The 19171-nt window shown below is 69.1% G+C and carries 19 protein-coding genes; 10 read left to right on the top strand and 9 right to left on the bottom strand.

Annotation, left to right across the window (positions count from 1 at the left end):
- The first annotated feature begins 50 nt into the window (after positions 1–50).
- The gene (locus ASE35_RS00625; RefSeq protein WP_056172611.1) at positions 51–314 is read left to right on the top strand and encodes a GIY-YIG nuclease family protein; all 264 of its coding nucleotides are present in this window, start codon (positions 51–53) and stop codon (positions 312–314) included.
- Between the two features lie 684 nt (positions 315–998).
- Here the strand turns inward: ASE35_RS00625 and ASE35_RS00620 are convergent.
- A complete protein-coding gene (locus ASE35_RS00620; RefSeq protein ID WP_057162664.1) occupies positions 999–1997 on the bottom strand; it encodes a zinc-dependent alcohol dehydrogenase family protein in 999 nt (332 codons plus the stop codon).
- Positions 1998–2127: 130 nt separating this feature from the next.
- Here ASE35_RS00620 and ASE35_RS00615 point away from each other — a divergent pair, with 130 nt between their 5' ends.
- On the top strand, positions 2128–2349 hold the full coding sequence (locus ASE35_RS00615) for an RNA-binding S4 domain-containing protein (RefSeq protein WP_056172605.1): 222 nt from the start codon (positions 2128–2130) through the stop codon (positions 2347–2349).
- A 91-nt stretch (positions 2350–2440) separates the two neighbouring features.
- On the top strand, positions 2441–3367 hold the full coding sequence (locus ASE35_RS00610) for a CPBP family intramembrane glutamic endopeptidase (protein WP_057162663.1): 927 nt from the start codon (positions 2441–2443) through the stop codon (positions 3365–3367).
- Between the two features lie 12 nt (positions 3368–3379).
- Here the strand turns inward: ASE35_RS00610 and ASE35_RS00605 are convergent, their stop codons facing one another.
- A complete protein-coding gene (locus tag ASE35_RS00605; RefSeq protein ID WP_057162662.1) occupies positions 3380–4357 on the bottom strand; it encodes a hypothetical protein in 978 nt (325 codons plus the stop codon).
- Between the two features lie 357 nt (positions 4358–4714).
- On the opposite strand from ASE35_RS00605, the gene ASE35_RS00600 reads away from it, so the two are divergent.
- On the top strand, positions 4715–5695 hold the full coding sequence (locus ASE35_RS00600) for a CsgG/HfaB family protein (protein WP_056172595.1): 981 nt from the start codon (positions 4715–4717) through the stop codon (positions 5693–5695).
- 58 nt (positions 5696–5753) lie between these two features.
- On the opposite strand, the gene ASE35_RS00595 is transcribed toward ASE35_RS00600, so the two are convergent.
- On the bottom strand, positions 5754–6914 hold the full coding sequence (locus tag ASE35_RS00595; protein ID WP_057162661.1) for an AAA family ATPase: 1161 nt from the start codon (positions 6912–6914) through the stop codon (positions 5754–5756).
- A gap of 157 nt (positions 6915–7071) precedes the next feature.
- Between ASE35_RS00595 and ASE35_RS00590 the strand changes: the two genes are divergently transcribed.
- Positions 7072–7431: a DUF1428 domain-containing protein gene (locus ASE35_RS00590; RefSeq protein ID WP_056172590.1), complete on the top strand. Its 360-nt coding sequence runs from the start codon at positions 7072–7074 to the stop codon at positions 7429–7431.
- Here ASE35_RS00590 and ASE35_RS00585 read toward each other — a convergent pair.
- Positions 7409–8113, bottom strand: a complete 705-nt coding sequence (locus tag ASE35_RS00585) for a response regulator transcription factor (RefSeq protein WP_057161464.1) — start codon at positions 8111–8113, stop codon at positions 7409–7411. The two genes, ASE35_RS00590 and ASE35_RS00585, sit on opposite strands and share 23 nt — an antisense overlap.
- Positions 8114–8583: 470 nt before the next feature.
- Here ASE35_RS00585 and ASE35_RS00580 point away from each other — a divergent pair, with 470 nt between their 5' ends.
- Both ASE35_RS00580 and ASE35_RS00575 read left to right on the top strand, forming a co-directional pair.
- On the top strand, positions 8584–9240 hold the full coding sequence (locus ASE35_RS00580; RefSeq protein ID WP_057162660.1) for a carbonic anhydrase family protein: 657 nt from the start codon (positions 8584–8586) through the stop codon (positions 9238–9240).
- Positions 9241–9319: 79 nt separating this feature from the next.
- Positions 9320–10786 carry a hypothetical protein gene (locus tag ASE35_RS00575; protein WP_057162659.1) on the top strand — a complete coding sequence of 489 codons (1467 nt, stop codon included), beginning with the start codon at positions 9320–9322 and terminating at the stop codon, positions 10784–10786.
- Positions 10787–10847: 61 nt separating this feature from the next.
- Here ASE35_RS00575 and ASE35_RS00570 read toward each other — a convergent pair whose 3' ends face one another.
- The gene (locus tag ASE35_RS00570; protein WP_082611053.1) at positions 10848–12293 is read right to left on the bottom strand and encodes an MATE family efflux transporter; all 1446 of its coding nucleotides are present in this window, start codon (positions 12291–12293) and stop codon (positions 10848–10850) included.
- A 532-nt stretch (positions 12294–12825) separates the two neighbouring features.
- Here ASE35_RS00570 and ASE35_RS00565 point away from each other — a divergent pair.
- The gene (locus ASE35_RS00565; protein WP_056172571.1) at positions 12826–13269 is read left to right on the top strand and encodes an SRPBCC family protein; all 444 of its coding nucleotides are present in this window, start codon (positions 12826–12828) and stop codon (positions 13267–13269) included.
- A 198-nt stretch (positions 13270–13467) separates the two neighbouring features.
- On the opposite strand, the gene hutU is transcribed toward ASE35_RS00565, so the two are convergent.
- A complete protein-coding gene (gene hutU, locus ASE35_RS00560) occupies positions 13468–15138 on the bottom strand; it encodes a urocanate hydratase (RefSeq protein WP_057163374.1) in 1671 nt (556 codons plus the stop codon).
- 144 nt (positions 15139–15282) lie between these two features.
- On the opposite strand from hutU, the gene ASE35_RS00555 reads away from it, so the two are divergent.
- The gene (locus tag ASE35_RS00555) at positions 15283–15864 is read left to right on the top strand and encodes a TetR/AcrR family transcriptional regulator (RefSeq protein WP_056172568.1); all 582 of its coding nucleotides are present in this window, start codon (positions 15283–15285) and stop codon (positions 15862–15864) included.
- A 292-nt stretch (positions 15865–16156) separates the two neighbouring features.
- Here ASE35_RS00555 and ASE35_RS00550 read toward each other — a convergent pair whose 3' ends face one another.
- Both ASE35_RS00550 and ASE35_RS00545 read right to left on the bottom strand, forming a co-directional pair.
- On the bottom strand, positions 16157–16564 hold the full coding sequence (locus tag ASE35_RS00550; protein WP_157489191.1) for a hypothetical protein: 408 nt from the start codon (positions 16562–16564) through the stop codon (positions 16157–16159).
- A 110-nt stretch (positions 16565–16674) separates the two neighbouring features.
- Positions 16675–17259, bottom strand: coding sequence for a DUF4440 domain-containing protein (locus ASE35_RS00545; RefSeq protein WP_235569973.1), 585 nt, complete (start codon positions 17257–17259; stop codon positions 16675–16677).
- Between the two features lie 112 nt (positions 17260–17371).
- Here ASE35_RS00545 and ASE35_RS00540 point away from each other — a divergent pair, with 112 nt between their 5' ends.
- Positions 17372–18622 carry an ectonucleotide pyrophosphatase/phosphodiesterase gene (locus ASE35_RS00540; RefSeq protein WP_057162656.1) on the top strand — a complete coding sequence of 417 codons (1251 nt, stop codon included), beginning with the start codon at positions 17372–17374 and terminating at the stop codon, positions 18620–18622.
- Here ASE35_RS00540 and ASE35_RS21425 read toward each other — a convergent pair.
- Complete coding sequence (locus ASE35_RS21425) at positions 18619–19041, bottom strand: protease inhibitor I42 family protein (RefSeq protein WP_057162655.1); 423 nt, start codon at positions 19039–19041, stop codon at positions 18619–18621. The two genes, ASE35_RS00540 and ASE35_RS21425, sit on opposite strands and share 4 nt — an antisense overlap.
- Positions 19042–19171 lie beyond the last annotated feature (130 nt).

The following is a 19171-nucleotide window of genomic DNA, read 5'->3' as shown; positions in this document are numbered from 1 at the left end:
ATGGCCATTCAGATTCGCGGCGCCGGCGCGATCGCCGCTACCCTATCGGCATGGCCGTCTGGCACGTCTACCTCATCGAATGCCGCGACGGCAGCGTCTACACCGGGATCGCGGTGGACGTGGACCGCCGTTACGCCCAGCACGCGGCCGGCAAAGGCGCCCGCTACACGCGCTCGCACCCGCCCCTGCGACTGCTGAACAGCTTCGCCTACCCCGACCGCTCGACCGCCTTGCGCGCGGAATACGCGATCAAGCAGCTCAGCCCCGAGCGCAAACGCGCCCTGGGCGCCGGCGCTCAGGCGCCGCCGGGCTGAACCTGGACCTGAACCGAACCGGGTCGGTCACTCAGACAACGCGGCGACGCTCTACCACCGAAACCACCGACACCCTGCTCCACTACGCCCTGAAGTTGATCCCCGCCTACACCGAGATGACAGCAAAAAGCCGCCTGCTGCCATTGCGGTCGCAGTTGCGGTTGCGGTTGCGGTTGCGGTTGCGGTTGCCGTTGCCGTTGCGGTTGCGGTTGCCGTTGCCGTTGCGGTTGCCGTTGCCGTTGCCGTTGCATTCAAATCCAAAAGCCCCGCACTCACCCGACCAACCGTAGACCCGAAGGGCGGCGCGCAGGACGCGCGCCGTTTTTCGAATGGACAGGGATGTCCATTCGAAAAANCCAAAAGCCCCGCACTCACCCGACCAACCGTAGACCCGAAGGGCGGCGCGCAGGACGCGCGCCGTTTTTCGAATGGACAGGGATGTCCATTCGAAAAATCCCGGCGAAAGCCTCGAATTCGCAGGGGAGGGTTGGTCACGCTAGCCCTTCTCTTTGGTTACTTTCTCTTGGGCTAGCAAGAGAAAGTAACCCGCATGCGCAGCAGGCGGAAGCCTTTGACTTCCGTAAAGAACCCACGCAAAGCAAAGCAACAGCAAATCCTCCCCAACCCTCCTTTTCCAAAGGAGGGAGTCAAAAGCAAACGAGCGGATCAAAGACGAAAGCGAACCTACTCGCGGTAGGACGCGTTAGGAATCAACACAATCTTCCCCGCCCGCTCCCCCGCGGCCGCCGCCGCAACCGCCTGCTTGATCTGATCGATCCCGTAGGTCGCCTGCACCCGCGCATGCAACTTGCCCTGCGCGATCAGCCCCGCCAACTCCGCGAACACCGCCGCACGCCGCTCCGGCGGCGCGGTGCGATACCAACGCGCCAACCAGAACCCGCGCAGCGCGACATCGCGGAATACCAGCGAAGCCGGCGACAGCGCACAGGCCTCCCCGCTCATGGCCCCGTAGTTGACCAACACCCCACCCTCGCCCAGCGACTGCGCCAAACGCTCGGTCGCGACGCCGCCCACCGCGTCCACGCCCAGCCGGATCGTCGCCCCACCGGTGACCTCGCGCACGCGCTTGGCCAGATCGTCGCCGTCGACCAGCACCGCGTCGGCGCCCAGCGCCAGCACGTCCTCGCGCGCCGACTCGCGCCGCACCACGTTGACCGTCTTCAGACCGCGCAGCGCCGCCAACTGCACCAGATAACCGCCGACCGCCGAATTGGCCGCGTTCTGGATCACCCACTCGCCCGGCGCCAGATCGACGAACTCGGACAGCAACAGGCTCGCGGTCGGCGGATTGACCGTGATCATCGACAGCTGCACCGGATCGGCATCGTCGGGCAAGGGCAGCAGCGCGCGCGCATTGACCACCATGTGGGTGGCCCAGGTGCCGCCGCTGGGCGGCAACAACACGGTGCGCCCGACCGCGGGCGCGCTCACGTCGTCGGCCAGGGCCAGCACCCGGCCCACGCCTTCGTTGCCGCCGACCGCCGGCAAGGGCGGCAGCAGCCCGTACTGGCCGGTCAGGGTCAGCAGATCGGAGGGATTGATCGGCGCGGCCAACACCTCGACCAGGGCCTGCCCCGGCGCCAGCGCCGGCAGCTCGCTATCCATCGCTTCGATCACGTCCTGCGGCACCGGGCCGCGCGTCGCATACCTGGCCTGTTTCATCGCCGCCTCTCCCAGTGATCGCCCGTCGAGGGCCGGAACGCTCACGTTACCGCGCCCGGCCGCGCTCGTGCGGCTTGCGCGCGGACGCCGGCGCTGCGACCCTGCCCGTCGTTCTCCAAGCACCGGTGCCATGTCCCCGATCGAATTCGAACTCGACCGCGATCACGTCGAACTCAACCAGTTGCTGAAGCTGGTCGGCCTGGCCCACAGCGGCGGCACCGGCAAGGCCATCGTCGCCAGCGGCGCGGTCAGCGTCGACGGCCAGGTCGAGCTGCGCAAGACCTGCAAGATCCACGCCGGCCAGGTCGTACGCCTGCAGGGCGTGGAAATCCGGGTGATCGCGCCGCGCTGAGGCGCCGATTCGGCACGCCGATCGCCCCCTGACTTTGGTTGGGCGACGAACGGCAGCGGACCCGGCGACGGCCATCGCGCACCATGCGCCGATGCACAGCCCGTCCTCGCCCGGCACCCGCCGCCGCCACGCCACGATCGCCCTCGCGGTCGCCGCTCTCGCCTATCTGGCTTCGCTGTACGTGTTGCAGCGATTGCCGGGCGCGAGCCTGGCCGATCCGCTGTTCCTGTTCGCCGTGATCGGAATCGCGTTCCCCGCGCTGGCCTGGGCCTTGACCCGCAAGCCGCGCCACCCGCCGCGTCCGCAGGGCCGCGCGCGCCTGCCGGGCGTGCTGGTCTATCTGGCGGCGTTCTCGCTGCTGATCCTGGGCTGGGGTTTCAGCGCGCTCAACCAGGCGGTGCCCGAGGATCCGGCGCAGTCGATCGCTAAGCTCGCCTTGAAGCTGCTGACCATGGTGGTGCTGCCGGCCTGGCTGTTCCTGCGTCTGCGCGAGCGCGGCCAGGCGCCGTTCGGCGCACGCCGGCTGTGGCTGGCGTTCGTGCTGATGTCGCTGGCCTATCTGGCAATGCAGGCGGTGTTCGGGCGCGGCCTGATGTCGCTGTCGCAGCTCGCGCCGGCCGCGACCACCTTGGCGTGGGCGATCCCGCTGTGCTTCGTCTGGCAGACCGTGGAAGCGGGACTGTGCGAGGAACTGCTGTTCCGGCGCGTGCTGCAGGAGCATTTCGCGCTCGCGACCGGCTCGCAGGTCGCGGCGATCGCCTGGGCCTCGTTGCTGTTCGGCCTGGCCCATGCGCCCGGCTTGTACCTGCGCGGCGCCAGCCTGCTCGAAGGCGTCGCCGCGCCGACGCCGGGCTGGGCCATCGCCTATTCGATCGTGATGATCGCGCCGGCCGGCATCGCCTTCGGCGTGCTGTGGGCGCGCACGCGCTCGCTGTGGCTGATCGTGCCGCTGCACGGCATGGTCGACCTGATCCCGCAGCTGGCGCCTTTCATCCGCGAGTGGACCGGTGCCGCCTGAGGAACGGCGGGCTCAGGCGATCGGCAGATCTTCGTCCGCGCGGCACAGGGCATCGTGCAGCTGGCGTATGTCGTCGGCCTTGGGATCGGCGACGCCGGAGCCGAACGTCGCCACGTAGCGGCAGGCGCCGTAATTCAAGGCGGCCTGCGCGTACTCGGCCAACCACGCCTGGCGTTCGCGCAGTTGCGCGTGCTCGGAGGTCCACACCGCCTTGGGCGGCACGATCTTGCGCTTCAGGCCCACGCGCCAGGGCTTGGGGCTGACTCGCGCGCGGAAACAGTTCTGCACCGCGCACATGGTCGCGTACACCGGGTCGGCGCCGAGCGCGCGGAAACTTTCGACGACTTCCGGCTCGCGCGGTCCGAACGTGCGGTGCAAGGCCAGCAGACGAAAACCCGCCGGAGTCCGATACAGGCGCAGCAGCCAGTCCGGGCGCGCGGCGACGAAGGCATCGATGCGATGACGGGCGCGCGCCTCCGGCCCGCCGTTGGCCGCGTGAGCGCGCTTGCGCAACCACCCGACGATGACCCTGGCGACGATGAAGCCGGCGAACAAGGCGCCGATGCCGTAGCCGATGGATCGCGTCCACAGCCCCAGCGCCAGCGCGACCGCGGCCACCACCGCCATCGTCATCTTCGACAGTCCGTCGTTGGCCGGCTCGTCGAAATCGACGTCCGCGAACAGCACGTCCGGGGTGTTGAGGCACAAGGCGCCGTAGCTGTTGCGGGTGATCACCGCGTCGCCGTGGCGGTCGACGATCTCTTCGCGGATCGGCAGGCCTTGGGCGCCGCCGTAGCCGACCTTGCGCTCCAGGCGCGGCAGGGGTTCGCCGGCGACGATGCGGTCGAAGGCCTCGCGCACGCGCGCATCGGCATGCGCCTGGGCCTCGGCCGGGCCGATGTCCGACCAGCCGAAGCGGCGCACGGTGAACTGGCGGCGGTGCGTGCGCTGCTGCAGGCGCGCCTCCGCCCAATAGGCTGGAACGATCATTCGTACTCGCGGTCCCCGGTTCGTTCGCCGATTCTAGCCTCGACGGGCGCGGTCACCGTGGCCACGCCCGAACCTGCATCGGATGGCACAGACTTTGCACGAACACGCCACAAGGCCCGGGCTGCGCCCCGAATCGATGCATTCGCCCCACGGACGCGTCCTGAATCCGACGCCGGTCACGTTATCATGGGCTAGTGAGTCGCCACGCCCGACGGTCCGCCGTCGGCACGCTCGCTTGGGGATCGACCCTCCGCCCGATGGCCCGCCATCGCGGCGACGGCCGGACAGGACGAACGGACTCCACTGGGTGCCGGCACACGCCGGCTTTTTCGTAGTCGTTGAAGGAATAACCGCACAATGAAGACCGCACACAGGGGAATCTCGCTCGGCAGCGCCTCGCTGCTGGCATGCGCGCTGGGCCTGGGCCTGACGCTGACCGCCACCCCCGCTTCGGCACAGCGCAAGAGCGCACAGGAACAGCGCGCCGAGAAGACCGCGCAGATTCCGACCTGCAGCAAGAGCCTGGGCACGATCTCGGTCATCGAACCGGAGGACTCGGTCAATTGGTGGACCGGCCAGCAGCTGCCCGCACCGAGCAAGCTGATCAAGGTGTTCGTGAACAAGTCGCGCTGCTTCACCCTGGTCGATCGCGGCGCCGGCATGGACATGGCCATGCGCGAACGCGAACTCGCCGCCAGCGGCCAGCTGCGCGGCCGCTCCAACGTCGGCAAGGGCCAGATCAAGGCCGCCGACTACGTGCTGGTGCCCGACCTGATCGCGCAGAACAACGACGCCGGCGGCAACGCCATCGGCGGCCTGCTCGGTGGCCTGATCGGCGGCAAGGCCGGCGCGGTCGCGGGCAACCTCAACTTCCGCAAGAAGACCGCGGACGTGGTGCTGACCCTGACCGACGTGCGTTCCTCCGAGCAGGTCGCGATGGCCGAAGGCCACGCCAAGAAGACCGATATCGGCTTCGGCGCCAGCGGCGCGCTGTTCGGCAGCAGCGGCCTGGGTGGCGCGGGCGTGTCGGGTTACGCCAACACCGAGCTGGGCCAGGTCATCACCCTGGCGTATCTGCAGGCCTACACCGACCTGGTCGGCGAACTCGGCGGCGTGTCCGGCAATGCGTCGGCATCCAACGCTCAGCAGGCCGTGACCGTGGTCAAGCCCGGCCGTCTGTACACCGATGCCAGCGGCAAGGGCAAGGTGGTGCGTTCGCTCGACGTCGGCATGATGCTCTACCCCACCGGCAACAAGCAGGGCGCGATGTGGGAAGTCGAGGACGAGATGGGCAACAAGGGTTGGGTGACCTCGCTGGCGCTCGAACTGTCCAAGTAAGTCCATCGCCGTCGCGATGAAGCAGGGGCCGCCGCGAGGCGGCCCTTTGCTTTGCGGCTCAGCGTTCCGGCCAATGCCAGGCCGGCGCGTCCAGCAGGCCCTGCCCGGCCAGGGTAGTGCGGCTCATCGCCTTCTCCAGCCGCAGGGTGTTGCAGCCGGGTTCCTGCTCCAGCGCGGCGATCAAACGGGTCGCGTGCGAGACCACCCAGACCTGAGTGCGGCGCGCGGCGTGCGCGATCAGACGCGCCAGCGCCGGCAGCAGATCCGGATGCAGGCTGGTCTCGGGTTCGTTGAGCACCATCAGCGGCGGTGGCCGCGGCGTATGCAGGGCCGCGATCCACAACAGATAGCGCAAGGTGCCGTCTGACAGCTCGGCCGCCGACAGCGGCCGCAGCAGGCCGTGCTGGCTGAACTCCAGACTGAAGCGGCCGTCGGCGCCGACCACGTTCACATGCGCGCCCGGGAACGCGTCGGCCACCGCGGCGTGCAGCGCCTGCGGATCGCCGATCTCGACGATGGTCTGCCAGGCCGCGGCGAGGTCGCGGCCGTCGTGACTGAGCACCGGCGTGCGCGTGCCCAGCTGCGGCAGGCGCGCCGGCGAGTCGCCGTCGGCGCGGAAATGATCGTAGAAGCGCCAGCCGCGGATGGTCTCGCGCAGGCTCAGCACCTCCGGCGCGCCGACCGGGTCGGCGATCTGGCCGTACAGGCTCTCGAAGGCATTGAGGTGTTCGGCGACCACCCGCCAGCCGCGGCCGTCGCGCACGCGCGCGGTCGCGCCGCGACGATCGACCAGCAGATTGGATGCGCGCAGGAACGGCCCGCTCCAGATCGCCTCGCGCTTGATTTCGGGATCCAGCGAAAACGCCGACAGCGACGGCGGCGGCAAGCCCAGATCGATCGCGTAACCGAATTCGTCGCCGGCGAAGCCCAGGCGCAGCGACACCGCTTTCTGGCGCGCCACGCCCTGCACCGGCACTTCGCCGCGCTGCATGCGCGCCGACAATTCTTCGGGCCCGGCCCAGAGCGTGGAACGCAGGCCGCCTTCGCGCGCCAGCGCCGGCACCACCCCGCCCTGCGCGGTCTCGGCGAGCAGGCGCAGCGCGCGGTACAGGTTGGACTTGCCGCTGCCGTTGGCGCCGGTGACCAGGTTCAGTCGCCCCATCGGCACGATCAGGTCGTGCAGGGAGCGGTAGTGGGCGATCGCGAGCGTGCTCAGCATGGGCGCAGGGTATCGAATCGGAAGGGCATTGGAGCCCGGCCGCATCTCAGGCCCTGCGACCTGCCGGCGGCGTTTCATCCGACCTTGAGCCCGGCGCTGGCATGATCCGCCGGCCAGTCGCCACGGCTGCGCACCTGTCCCCAGACACGGAGGATGTATGAGCTACGTCGATGGTTTCGTCCTGGCGGTACCGCGCAAGAACCTCACCGCCTACAAGCGCCTCGCGCGCAAGTCGGGCAAGGTCTGGCGCGAGCACGGCGCGCTCGCCTACGTCGAATGCGTCGCCGACGACGTCAAGCCGGGCAAGGTCACCTCCTTCCCGCAGGCGGTGAAGCTCAAGACCGACGAGGTGGTGGTGTTCTCCTGGGTGGTCTACAAATCGCGCGCCCAGCGCGACAAGGTGGTGGAAAAGGTCATGAAGGACCCGCGCCTGGGCGACACCATGGACCCGAAGAAGCTGCCCTTCGACGGCATGCGCATGTTCTGGGGCGGGTTCAAACCGATCCTGGAGCTGTGAACGCGCGCGCCTGCAGCCCCGCGCCCGGCGTGTCGGGATTGCGCGGCGGAGGCGCCAGCCCCAGCGCGGCCGAACGCACCGCGGCCTGGGTGCGGTGGCGCACGCCCAGCTTGGCGAGGATGTGCTCGACATGGGTCTTGGCGGTGCCGCAGGCGATGCCTAAGCGATCGCCGATCTGGCGGTTGGTCAGCCCTTGCGCCAGCAACGCCAGCACCTGGCCCTCGCGCTCGGTGAGGCGCTCGTCGATCGGAAAATGCGCGGCCTCGACATCGCCGCGCGGTCCCTTGCGCTGCGGACGCTCGCGCCACGCGCGCTGGATCGCGCCCAGCAGTTCGGTGCGCGTGGTGTCCTTGAAGACATAGGCCTGTGCCCCCGCGCTGCGCGCTTCGCGTACGTGCTCGAGGCTGTCGTGCAGGCTGATCACCACGATATCGCGCGTGAGCGGCTGCCAGGCCAGATGGCGCAGCACCTGGCAGCCGTCGATACCGGCCATGCGCACGTCCAGCAGGATCAGATCCGGGCGCAGGCGCTCGGCCAGTTCGATCGCGGCGCCGCCGTCGCCGGCTTCGGCGATCACCTGCAACCAGCGCAAGCCGCCCAACAGCGTGCGCAGGCCGGCGCGCACGATCTCGTGATCGTCCACGATCAACACACGCAAGGGCAGGTTCAAAACGATCGGCATGCGGCTTCCCTCCGGCAACCTCGGCGTGCGGACGCGCGCCCCGTCCGGCGTTACGCCGCGACGAGCGCACGGCCACCGACGTCCCCGGGTCGCGGCGGTCCGCAGCGGCCATCCACGCCAGCATCGCGCGAAACCCCGTCCGCAGCCGATCTTCCGGCCGCGCGATCGGCGAGAACAGCCAAGCGAATCACACTACGGTCGAGGACATGGCCCGGCATACGCCGATCGGCAGAGCCGCGCTCCGCTGTTCAGCGGGCGTAGGCGCCGCGGGCGGCGGCTAGTTTGCGGCGGCCGCGATGGGAATTTGGTGCGCGTCGCGGCGCCACCCAACCCTTCCGGAGCCCGAAATGACACGTCGTCTGATGTTTTTGTCCACCATTTGTGCGTCTTTTTTACTCACATCCGCGGGCGCTAGCGCTGCCGGGTCCACGCCTTGGGGCTACGAGCACGGCACCGTCGACTGGGGCAGCTTGGATCCCGACTACGCGCTGTGCTCCTCCGGCACGCGCCAATCGCCGATCGACGTGATCCGCGCCAACGCGCGCGTCATGAGCCTGCCCAGCCTGAACTTCAACTACTCGACCTCCGCTAACGTCACGGTCCACAACGACGGCCACACCATCCGCACCGGGGCGCCAGCCGGCAACACGCTGACCATCGCGGGCAAGAGCTACACGCTGGTCCAGTTCCACGTCCACACGCCCAGCGAGAACTACATCGACGGCGAGCAGTACCCGCTGGAACTGCATTTCGTGCATACCGCCACCGACGGTTCAGGCGCGATCGCGGTGGTGGGCGTGCTGTTCGACGAGGGCGCTCGCGATCCGCAGCTGGACAAGATCATCGCGGCGATGCCCGCGCACGAAGGCCAGTCGGCACCGGCCCAGGCCCTGAACCTGCGCGCGCTGATCCCGAGCGGACGCAGCTATCGGTTCAGCGGCTCCCTGACCACGCCGGACTGTCGCGAGAACCTCGCCTGGCACGTGATGGGCAGGGTTCGCACCGCCAGCCTGAGCCAGTTGGCCGCATTCTCGGCGCGCTTCAGCGGACCCGAATTCCCGGAAGGCAACCGCCGCCCGGTGCAGCCGCTGAACGGCCGAGTCGTCAGCACCGAAGCCGGCGACTAAGCGCGCTCGGCCGCGGCTTTACCCTGCGCGGCCGTGCTGAAACAATCGGGCGCATCCGCACTACCGTCGGGGAGGACGGATGCGCTCGAATCTCAGCTGGTGGCTGGCGTTGTTGGCGACACCCGGCCTGTCCTCTTGCGGCGAACCTCCGGCGGGCGCGCCCGCGGCCGACGGCACGGGCGCACGCGTCGCGTTCGCCGATCCCGCCGCCAGCCGCGTCAGCGTGGAGCGCGGACCGTTGCCGCCGCGCTACACCGCGGCGCTGCCGTCCACGGCCGCCGACCTGCAAGGCTGGTGGGAGGACCGCGGCCGCTTCCCACCGATCATGCATGCCAGCGACGGCATCGCCAGCGGCGATGCGGGCTGGATCGCGCGCCTGCGCCGCAGCGCCGACGAGGTGCCGGCCGCGGACGTCGCCGCCTGGACCGCGCAATGGCAGCAGCAGCTGCGCTATGGCGAAGCCACGCCGGCGTTCTGTACGGCCACGCGCGCGATCGCTGGCGAAGTCGATTCCACCTTGCGGCGCGCGCTGATGCCGAGCTTCGCCGAGCGCTGCGCCGGCCCCGCCGACAGCGCCGCGGTGCTGCGCGCCGACACGCCGGACGCGGCGGTGCTGGCCTACTACGACAGCCACAACGGCGGCACCGGCCCACGGCCACCCTTCAGCCCGCGTCTGGAGCGCACCGCGCGCGCGGCCATGCTGGGCGAGGACGAAACGATCGCGCGCCAGGCCGCGTTCGTGCTCGCGGAACTGCACCAGCCTGAGGCCACGGCCGCGCTGGAACGCCTGCACGCGCAGATCCGCGACCCGCAACGCGCCGACGAGGTCGCGATGGCGTTCGCGCGCACCGACCAGGGCAGCGGCCAGTCTCAATTGCAGGCGGCCTGTGCGCGCCGCGTCGACGATCCGATCTGCACCGGGCTGGGCAAACCGCCAACTCCGAAGGAGGCCGCGACGCCCAAGCCCGCCGCCCTGGCCCAGGTGCGCGCGCGCATCGACCAGTTGCAGGCGCTGGGCTTCGTGCGCGTCGGCGAGGTCGATCCGACCCAGGTCGAAGGCGCGGACACCGAGGCGGTGCTGCAAGCGGCCGGCTACGCGCACTGGTTCGATGTCGAGACCGGCCAGTTCCCGAACGCGCACGACAGCCTGCTGCGCGAACTCGCCGCGCTGGTGCGGCCGTCGCTGAGCGGCGTCGTGTTCGAGGAGCTCGCGCCCGAGGACGACGAGGGCCCCTACCAGCTGGTCGCCTACGCCGACGGCATGATCTACCGCACCCGCGCCGAGAACCAGGGCGATTGGTACGACGTCGATGCCGTGCTGCGCCTGCTGGACGCGCTGCTGCAGGCGCGCAAATCCCAGGACCGTTATCTGGCGCTGGACACCGGCGACCAGACCCTGATCGTGGTCGGCGGACCGCGCGCCGCGATCGACGCGGCGCTGCGGCAGAAGCTGCTCACGCCGGGCGACCCGGCCGAGGCCGAGCGCGCGGGCAAGGCGTTTGAGACGCAGGTACTGCAGCAGTTGCGCAGTAAATCCGCCGACTGAAAGCCCGGTGTCGTAAGCGCGAACGGCCCGCGAGCGCGGGCCGTTCGCGTTTGCGCTTGGATCAGACCTGCACCGTCTTCCAACGCCCGCGCGCGAACAACCACAGCGTGAACAGACCCACCGAGGTCTCCGATACGAATACCGCCCAGAACACGCCGGACTGCTGCCAGTTCAAGCTGATCGCCAGGAAATACGACAGCGGGATCTGGATCAGCCAGAAGAACACCACATTGATCTTGGTCGGGGTCATGGTGTCGCCGGCGCCGTTGAAGGCCTGCACGGTGACCATCCACCAGCCGTAGACGAAGAACGAATAGGACAGGATGCGCAGCCATTCGGCGCCGACCGCGATCACCTTGGCGTCTTCGGTGAACAAGCCGATCAGCTGCTGCGGGAACACGAAGAACAGCACCGACACGATCACCAGGTAGGCCATGTTGTACCAGCCGATGCGCCACACCGCGGCCTCGGCGCGCTCGGGTTGTTCGGCGCCCAGGTTCTGTCCCACCAGCGTCGCCGCCGCGTTGGACATGCCCCAGGCCGGCATCATCGTGAACATCATCAGTCGGATCGCGATGGTGGCGCCGGCCACCGCCTCGCTGCCGACGCTGGCCAGGATGCGCATCAGGAAGATCCACGAGGTCATCGCCACGATCATCTGGCCGATGCCGCCCAGCGAGGTGCGCACCACATGCCACAGCAGCGCGCCCCGCCAGACCAGTTGCGCGGCCACGACGCGGATGTGCTTGCCGCCGTGGAACAGCACCCACAACTGGAACGCCACGCCCGCGCCGCGGCCGATGTTGGTGGCGATGGCAGCGCCCTCGATGCCCAGCGCCGGCACCGGCCCCAGGCCGAAGATCAGCAAGGGGCACAGCAGGATGTTCAGGCCGTTGGACAGCCACAGCACGCGCATCGCGATGGCCGCGTCGCCGGCGCCGCGGAAGATCGCGTTGATGACGAACAGCAGCATGATCACCGCGTTACCGCCCAGCATCCATTGGGTGTAGCGGTAGCCGTGCTCGATGCTCCAGGCATCGGCGCCCATCAGCCGCAGCAGGTCCTGGGCGTAGACGATGCCGAGTATGGCCGGCAGCACCGACACCAGCACGGCGACGAAGATCGCCTGCACCGCGGTTACCGCCGCGTCCTCGCGCTTGCCCTCGCCGATGCGGCGCGCGACCAGCGCGGTCACCGCCATCGCCAGGCCCATCGCGACCGCGTACAGCAGGAACAGATAGCTTTCGGTCAGGCCCACCGTCGCCACCGCGGACGGGCCGAGCTTGGCGACGAAGAAGATGTCGACCACCGCGAAGGTCGACTCCAGCACCAGCTCCAGCACCATCGGCACCGCCAGCAGGAACACCGCGCGCCGCAGCGGGATCTTGGTGTAATCGGCGTTGGTGCCGCGCACGGCCTCGCGGATCTCGCTCCACAGCGAGCCGGTGGGCACGTGCGGCGCGGCGGCCGGATCGGATTCTGAAACGGTTGGGGTTTGCTGACTCATCGGGACCTATCCATGCACTGGAGGGACGGGAGTACGGCGGAGGCCGTCGTACCTGCTTACGGGTACGACGAACCAGGAGCGGCGAATTCGACATGCGACGAACGATTCATCGTCGCTCGCCCCCGCAGCCGACCCATCGTCCCGCGCATCCTGGCGCGCGGTCGTCTCAAAGGCTGGGACGGCGCCCCTATTCAGCCATGCCGCGACGAATACGGAAACTGTCGAAAAGTTCGAAACGTTGCGTCGCAAGGCGTCGATCAATGCGCGCACCGACGATCGGAGCACACCCAACGCCCGCTCATCGTGCTCTCCAGGTCGTCCGACCACACGCATCGGCGGCTGGTGCGTCACGAGAGCACGCAGCACCGATACGACAACCGCGCCGTTCTCACCCTCTTGCGATCCGCACGGCTACCGGAACCAGAATGCATACACCGGCCCCACGCCGAAAAAGGTATAGACGCGATGTCGATCCCAGCCCCGCTCGTTCGTCGGACACAGTGAGGGCTACACCTCGCCTAGGAGACTACCCATGACCGGCACCGTCCGTTTGCACCGCGTCTTCACCGCCCCGGCCGAGCGCGTTTATCGCGCCTTCCTCGATGCCGCGGCCCTGTCCAAGTGGCTGCCGCCCGACGGCTTCACCTGCACCGTGCACGAGCTGGACGCGCGCGTCGGCGGCAAGTACCGCATGAGTTTCAGCAATTTCTCGACCGATCAGGGCCACAGCTTCGGCGGCACCTATCTGGAGTTGGTGCCGAACGAGCGCATCGTCCACGACGATCGTTTCGACGCCCCCGAGCTGCCCGGCACCATGGTCACCACCATCAGCCTGCGCCCCGTGTCCTGCGGCACCGAGCTGCAGGTGGTCCAGGAAGGCATCCCCGATGCGATCCCGCCGGAGCAGTGCTATCTGGGCTGGCAGGAATCGCTGACCCTGCTGGAACGCCTGGTGGAACCGACGATACCGGGCTGATCGCGGCCGCCCGGCGCGAACGAAGACGGCCCGAACACCGGGCCGTCGATTCGCTCGCTGCTCCCCCGCAACCCCTGTAGGAGCGGCGCAAGCCGCGACCGCGCCAACCCAACTGCGGCGAAACTGACGCCGTGCGCGGTTACCTCGCGGTTGCGGCTCGCACCGCGCCTGCCAGAGGCAGCCGAGGCTGCCGCAGGCTCACAGCATCGGCAGCTTCAGGCCCTGCTCCTTGGCGCAGGCCTGGGCGATCTCGTAACCCGCATCGGCATGGCGCATCACGCCGGTGCCGGGGTCGTTCCACAGCACGCGCGCGATGCGCTTATCGGCCTCGACGCTGCCGTCGCAGACGATGACCACGCCGGAGTGCTGCGAATAACCCATGCCGACGCCGCCGCCGTGGTGCAGCGAGACCCAGGTCGCGCCGCCGGCCACGTTGAGCATGGCGTTGAGCAGCGGCCAATCGCTGACCGCATCGCTGCCGTCCTTCATCGCCTCGGTCTCGCGGTTGGGCGAGGCCACGCTGCCGCTGTCGAGGTGATCGCGGCCGATCACCACCGGCGCCTTGAGCTCGCCGTTGCGCACCATCTCGTTGAAGGCCAGGCCGAGCTTGTGGCGCAGGCCCAGACCGACCCAGCAGATGCGCGCCGGCAGGCCCTGGAAGCTGATGCGCTCCTTGGCCATATCCAGCCAACGGTGCAGGTGGGCGTCGTCGGCGATGATCTCCTTGACCTTGGCGTCGGTCTTGTAGATGTCCTCGGGATCGCCGCTGAGGGCGACCCAGCGGAACGGGCCGACGCCGCGGCAGAACAGCGGGCGCACATAGGCCGGCACGAAGCCCGGGAAATCGAACGCGTTTTCGCAGCCCACGTCCTGGGCCATCTGGCGGATGTTGTTGCCGTAGTCGAAGGTCGGGATGCCTTGGCGCTGGAACGCGAGCATCGCCTCCACGTGCACGCGCATCGATTGCTTGGCCGCATCGCGCACGCCCTCGGGATCGGTCTTCTGCGCGGCCAGCCACTGCTCGACGGTCCAGCCGATCGGCAGGTAACCGTGGACCGGATCGTGGGCGCTGGTCTGGTCGGTGACCGCGTCCGGCCGCACGCCGCGGCGCACCAGTTCGGGCAGCACTTCGGCGGCATTGCCCAGCAGCGCGATCGAGCGCGCCTCGCCGGCGGCGGTGTACTTGGCGATGCGCGCCAGCGCGTCGTCCAGGTCGCTGGCCTGCTCGTCGACGTAACGGGTGCGCAGGCGCATGTCGATGCTGCTCTGCTTGCATTCGATGTTCAGCGAACAGGCGCCGGCCAGCGATGCCGCCAGCGGCTGCGCGCCGCCCATGCCGCCCAGACCCGCGGTCAGGATCCACTTGCCCTTGAGATCGCCGCCGTAGTGCTGGCGGCCCATTTCGACGAAGGTTTCGTAGGTGCCCTGGACGATGCCCTGCGAGCCGATGTAGATCCAGCTGCCGGCGGTCATCTGGCCGTACATCATCAGGCCCTTCTTATCGAGCTCGTTGAAATGCTCCCAGGTCGCCCAGTGCGGGACCAGGTTGGAGTTGGCCAGCAGCACGCGCGGCGCGTCCGCGTGGGTAGGGAACACGCCGACCGGCTTGCCCGACTGGATCAGCAGGGTTTCGTTGTCCTCCAGCTCGCGCAGCGATTTCAGGATCGCGTCGAACGAAGGCCAGTCGCGCGCGGCGCGGCCGATGCCGCCGTAGACCACCAGCTCGGCCGGGTTCTCGGCCACTTCCGGATCCAGGTTGTTCTGGATCATGCGGTAGGCCGCCTCGCTCAACCACGACTTGCAGGTCTTGTCGCTGCCGCGCGGGGCGCGGATGACGCGGGTGGGGTCGTTGCGGCTGGCTGCGGACATGGCGGTTTCCGGCATTCGAGGGTGTAGGAAATTATCGCGCCGCGTTCCGAGCGCCCGCCAGCGCGGGCGACGCGAATGCGCGCCCGCGCCCGCCGATTTCGCCCCGATTTGCCACGCCAGAGGGAAAATGTATACGCTGTATACATGAGCGCGCCCGCCACCGCCGACCGGATCCTGCGCGCCGCCCGCGCCCTGTTCGAGCGCGACGGCGCCGCCGCGGTCAGCATGCGTCGGGTCGCCGAGGCGGTCGGAATCACGCCGATGGCGATCTACCGCCACTTCCCCAATCGCGAAGCCCTGCTCAAGCGCATCAGCGACGACAGCTTCCAGGAGATCGCGCACCACTGGAGCGCGCGCAAGGAAGGCGGCGACGTGATCGCGCGCCTGATGGCGATCCAGCGCATCTACCTCGACTACGCGCTCGCCCATCCGCATTTGTTCGACCACGCCTTTTCGATCCGGCGCGAGGACGCGCGCCGCTACCCCGACGATTTCCGCGCGCGCCGCTCGCCCACCTTGAACGTGGCCGCCGACGTGGTGATCGAGGCGCAGCAGGCCGGCCTGCTGAAAGCCGGCGACCCCTGGGACATCGCGATGACGCTGTGGGCGCAGTCGCACGGCCTGATCTCGCTCTACCGCGGCGGCCGTTTCAACTACGACGACCGTCAGTTCCGCACCTTCTACGAGGCTTCGCTGGGACGAGTGCTGGATGGGCTCAGGGCTTGAGCGTTGGCAGAAGTCCCTACGGGCCTCGCCCACGCAGACGCCGTTGCGCGGCCGTGGGGTAGGAGCGGCGTAAGCCGCGACCGCGCTGCTGCGCCTGCGGCGAAACTGCCCACTTATCGAGACAGGGAGGATCAGCTAACTGCATTGCGCCGGCCACTGTGAGATCACGGTCGCGGCTCACGCCGCTCCTACCCCAAAACCAAGTTCGGTCCGAAGCCTGATCGATACTGCGTGAACCAGATACGAAAACGCCCGGCCGGAGCCGGGCGTCGCGGAAATTGGCAGGCGCGTATCAGTGGATCGACGGATCCAACTGGCGCAGTGCCTCGGCGATGTCGGTCTGACCGGTGCGATCGATGTCCTCACGGGTGTAGACGCGGCCGTTGGCGGCGACGCAGCCCTTGCGTCCCTTGCCGTTGCTCGCCGAACGGTCGCGGATATGCGTGCCGGTCTGGCGCAGGCAGTTGCGATCGACTTCGGCCTTGGACTGGGTGTCGGCCTGGGTACCGGAGGTACCGTCGGTACGGACCTGCGTCGACACGTCGGTCCGTGCCGAAGTCGTTTGGCCCGAGGTCGTCTGGGCCGAAGTCGTTACGCCCGCCGTCGTGTGGCCGGACGTGGTCTGGGTCGGAGCGGTGGTCTGCGCCGAGGCCGCGAAGGCGCAGGCCGCGAGCAGGCTGGCGAGCAATACACGTTTCATACGACACCTCGAACGCGCTGGGGAGATCGACGGCCGTAGCCGTCGTAAAGCCACCATACGCCTCCGGGCACGCTGGGTGCGTGCTATCCCCGCCCGCGTTTAGGCGTTCGTCAGCCTCGCGGACAGGTCGTACGCCGGGCGTCGCGGAACGCCATCGCTTCGGCCGAGGTCACCGGCCGGCCTTCGATGCCGTCGTCGAACAGGACCCGCCAGACGCCGTCGCGATCGCGGTGCCAGACCGAGTGGAAGCTGCCGATCGAAAAGCGCTGCTTGGCGTCCGGTGCGCGGTCCTCGAACAAGGACGGCCCACTGGACCAGGCCACGTCCGCGGCCCCACCGATGGTCACGCGCGTGGGGTACCACTCCAGCCGCACCGCCTTGCCTTCGATGATGCCGGCCCAACGCTCGGCGATGGCCTTGCGGCCGCGCGTGGGCGCGCGACGACTGGCGCCGAACGCGGCCCCGGACTGCAGGTGCTCCGCGAATGCGGCCGCATCGTGGTCGGCGACCGACTTGGCGAAGCTGAACTCGCGCGCCCAAACCTCGCATTCCTTGGCACTGAGCTCGGGCAGCGTGCTCGGCGGCGGCGGAGGGTTCTCCATTACCACCGGCGCGGGCCCGGTCTGCGCCCAAACCGGCGCCCCCACGGCCAGGAATAGCGCCGCGACGGCGCAGCGAACGGCGGTACGGCGCATGGCGACTCTCCGGGCAAAGGGCCAGGCCACTATCGGCACAGGCGCCCGGCGCCGCCAGCGACGGAAGTCATGCCGACGTCTGGACGCAATCTGCGCCCGTTATGATCCGGCCATGCGCTCCTATCTGCCGGCGGCCGCGACCGCCCTGCTCGCCCTTTTCCTCGCCGCCTGCGCCACCCGCGCGCCGCAACCGGCCGCGGCCGAACCCGCACCGGTGCTGTTGATCTCGATCGACGGCTTCCGCAACGACTATTTCGAGCGCGGCATTTCGCCCAATCTCGAACGCATCGCGCGCGACGGCGTGCGCGCGGCGTGGATGAATCCCTCCTATCCCTCGCTGACCTTCCCGAATCACTACACCATCGTCACCGGCCTGCGCCCGGACCACCACGGCATCGTCCACAACAGCATGTGGGAAGACGGCCTGGGCGATTTCCGGGTCGCCGACCGCAAGGCCGTGGGCGACACCCGCTGGTGGGGCGGCGAGCCGATCTGGGTCGGCGCCGAGAAAGCGGGCCTACGCAGCGCGACCTTGTTCTGGCCCGGCAGCGAGGCGCCGGTGCAGGGCCGTAGGCCGACGCGCTGGCGGCCGTTCGACGAAACCGTCTCGGCCGATGCGCGCGTGGACGAAGTGCTGGGCTGGCTGGGCGAACCGGCGGCGACGCGGCCGCGCGTGATCACGCTGTACTTCGATGCCCTGGACAAAGCCGGACACGAGCACGGCCCGGATTCGGACGAGGCGCGCGACGCCATCCGCACGATCGACGCCGCGATCGGACGCCTGCTCGACGGCCTGGCTGCGCGCGACCAGCTCGAACGCGTGAACCTGATCGTGGTCTCGGACCATGGCATGGCCACGGTCGCGCGGGGCCACGCGATCGCGGTCGAGGACATGGTGTCGATGCAGGAGGCGACCGTGGTGTCGATCGGACAGTCGATCGGCATCGTGCCCAAGCCCGGCCAGGAAGCGACGGTGGCGGCGAAGCTGGTCGGCCACCACGAACAATACGACTGCTGGCGCAAGCAGGACCTGCCCGCGCGCTGGCACTACGGCCGCCATCCGCGCGTGCCGGCGATCGTATGCCAGATGCACGAAGGCTGGGACGCGATCCAGCGCTCGGCGCTGGCGAAACGTCCGAACGCGAACCGCGGCTCGCACGGCTACGACCCGGCGCTGCCGTCGATGCGTGCGATCTTCCTCGCCCGCGGCCCCGCGTTCCGGCGTGGCGCGACCCTGCCCGCGTTCGACAACGTCGACGTCTATCCGCTGCTGGCGCGCCTGGTAGGCATTCGTCCGGCGCGCAACGACGGCGACATCGCGCCGCTGCTGCCGGCCCTGCGCGACGACCAGCAGCGGCCTTAGCGGACCTCGATCGTCCAGGCCACGTTGCGCACGGGCGGCACGTCCTTTTCCCAGGCGCGGCGGTAATCCATGCGCAGCTCGCCCTGGCCCTTGGCGACGGCGCGGAAGCGCCAGGTCTGGGTCCCGCCACCGCCGACCGCGCCGGGATTCGACAAGGCCATCGCGGGCTCGCCGACCTGTTCCAGCGTGCCCGCCGCGGCGGCCTGATCGACGATCCAGCCGTAGCCGGTGCTGGGATTCGCCTCGACCTGGACCACGACGGTTTCGCCCACGCTCAACACCACCGGCGCGGCGCTGTCGGCGGCGCTGAGCACGCGCTCGGCGCCGGAGGCCGGCGCGGAGCCTGCGCCGTTACCGCTGGCGCAGGCCGCCAGGCTCAGCGCGAGCGCGCAGCCGACAAACAGATGACGAGAATTCATGGCGGAGCTCCCTGCTCGGACGGTGCCGCGGAGTATGCATCGCGGTCGCCGAAACCGCCGTGACGCGGCCTCCACGTCCATGTCCGAATCCGGCGAGTCCAGGCCCCGCGACGGTGCTAGCCTGGGTTCC

Origin of the sequence: Lysobacter sp. Root916, from assembly GCF_001429785.1 — a bacterium.
In the GTDB taxonomy this organism is placed as follows: Bacteria; Pseudomonadota; Gammaproteobacteria; order Xanthomonadales; family Xanthomonadaceae; genus Lysobacter.
Note: the sequence above shows the minus strand (reverse complement) of the source record. Positions and strands in the feature narration are given on the sequence as shown.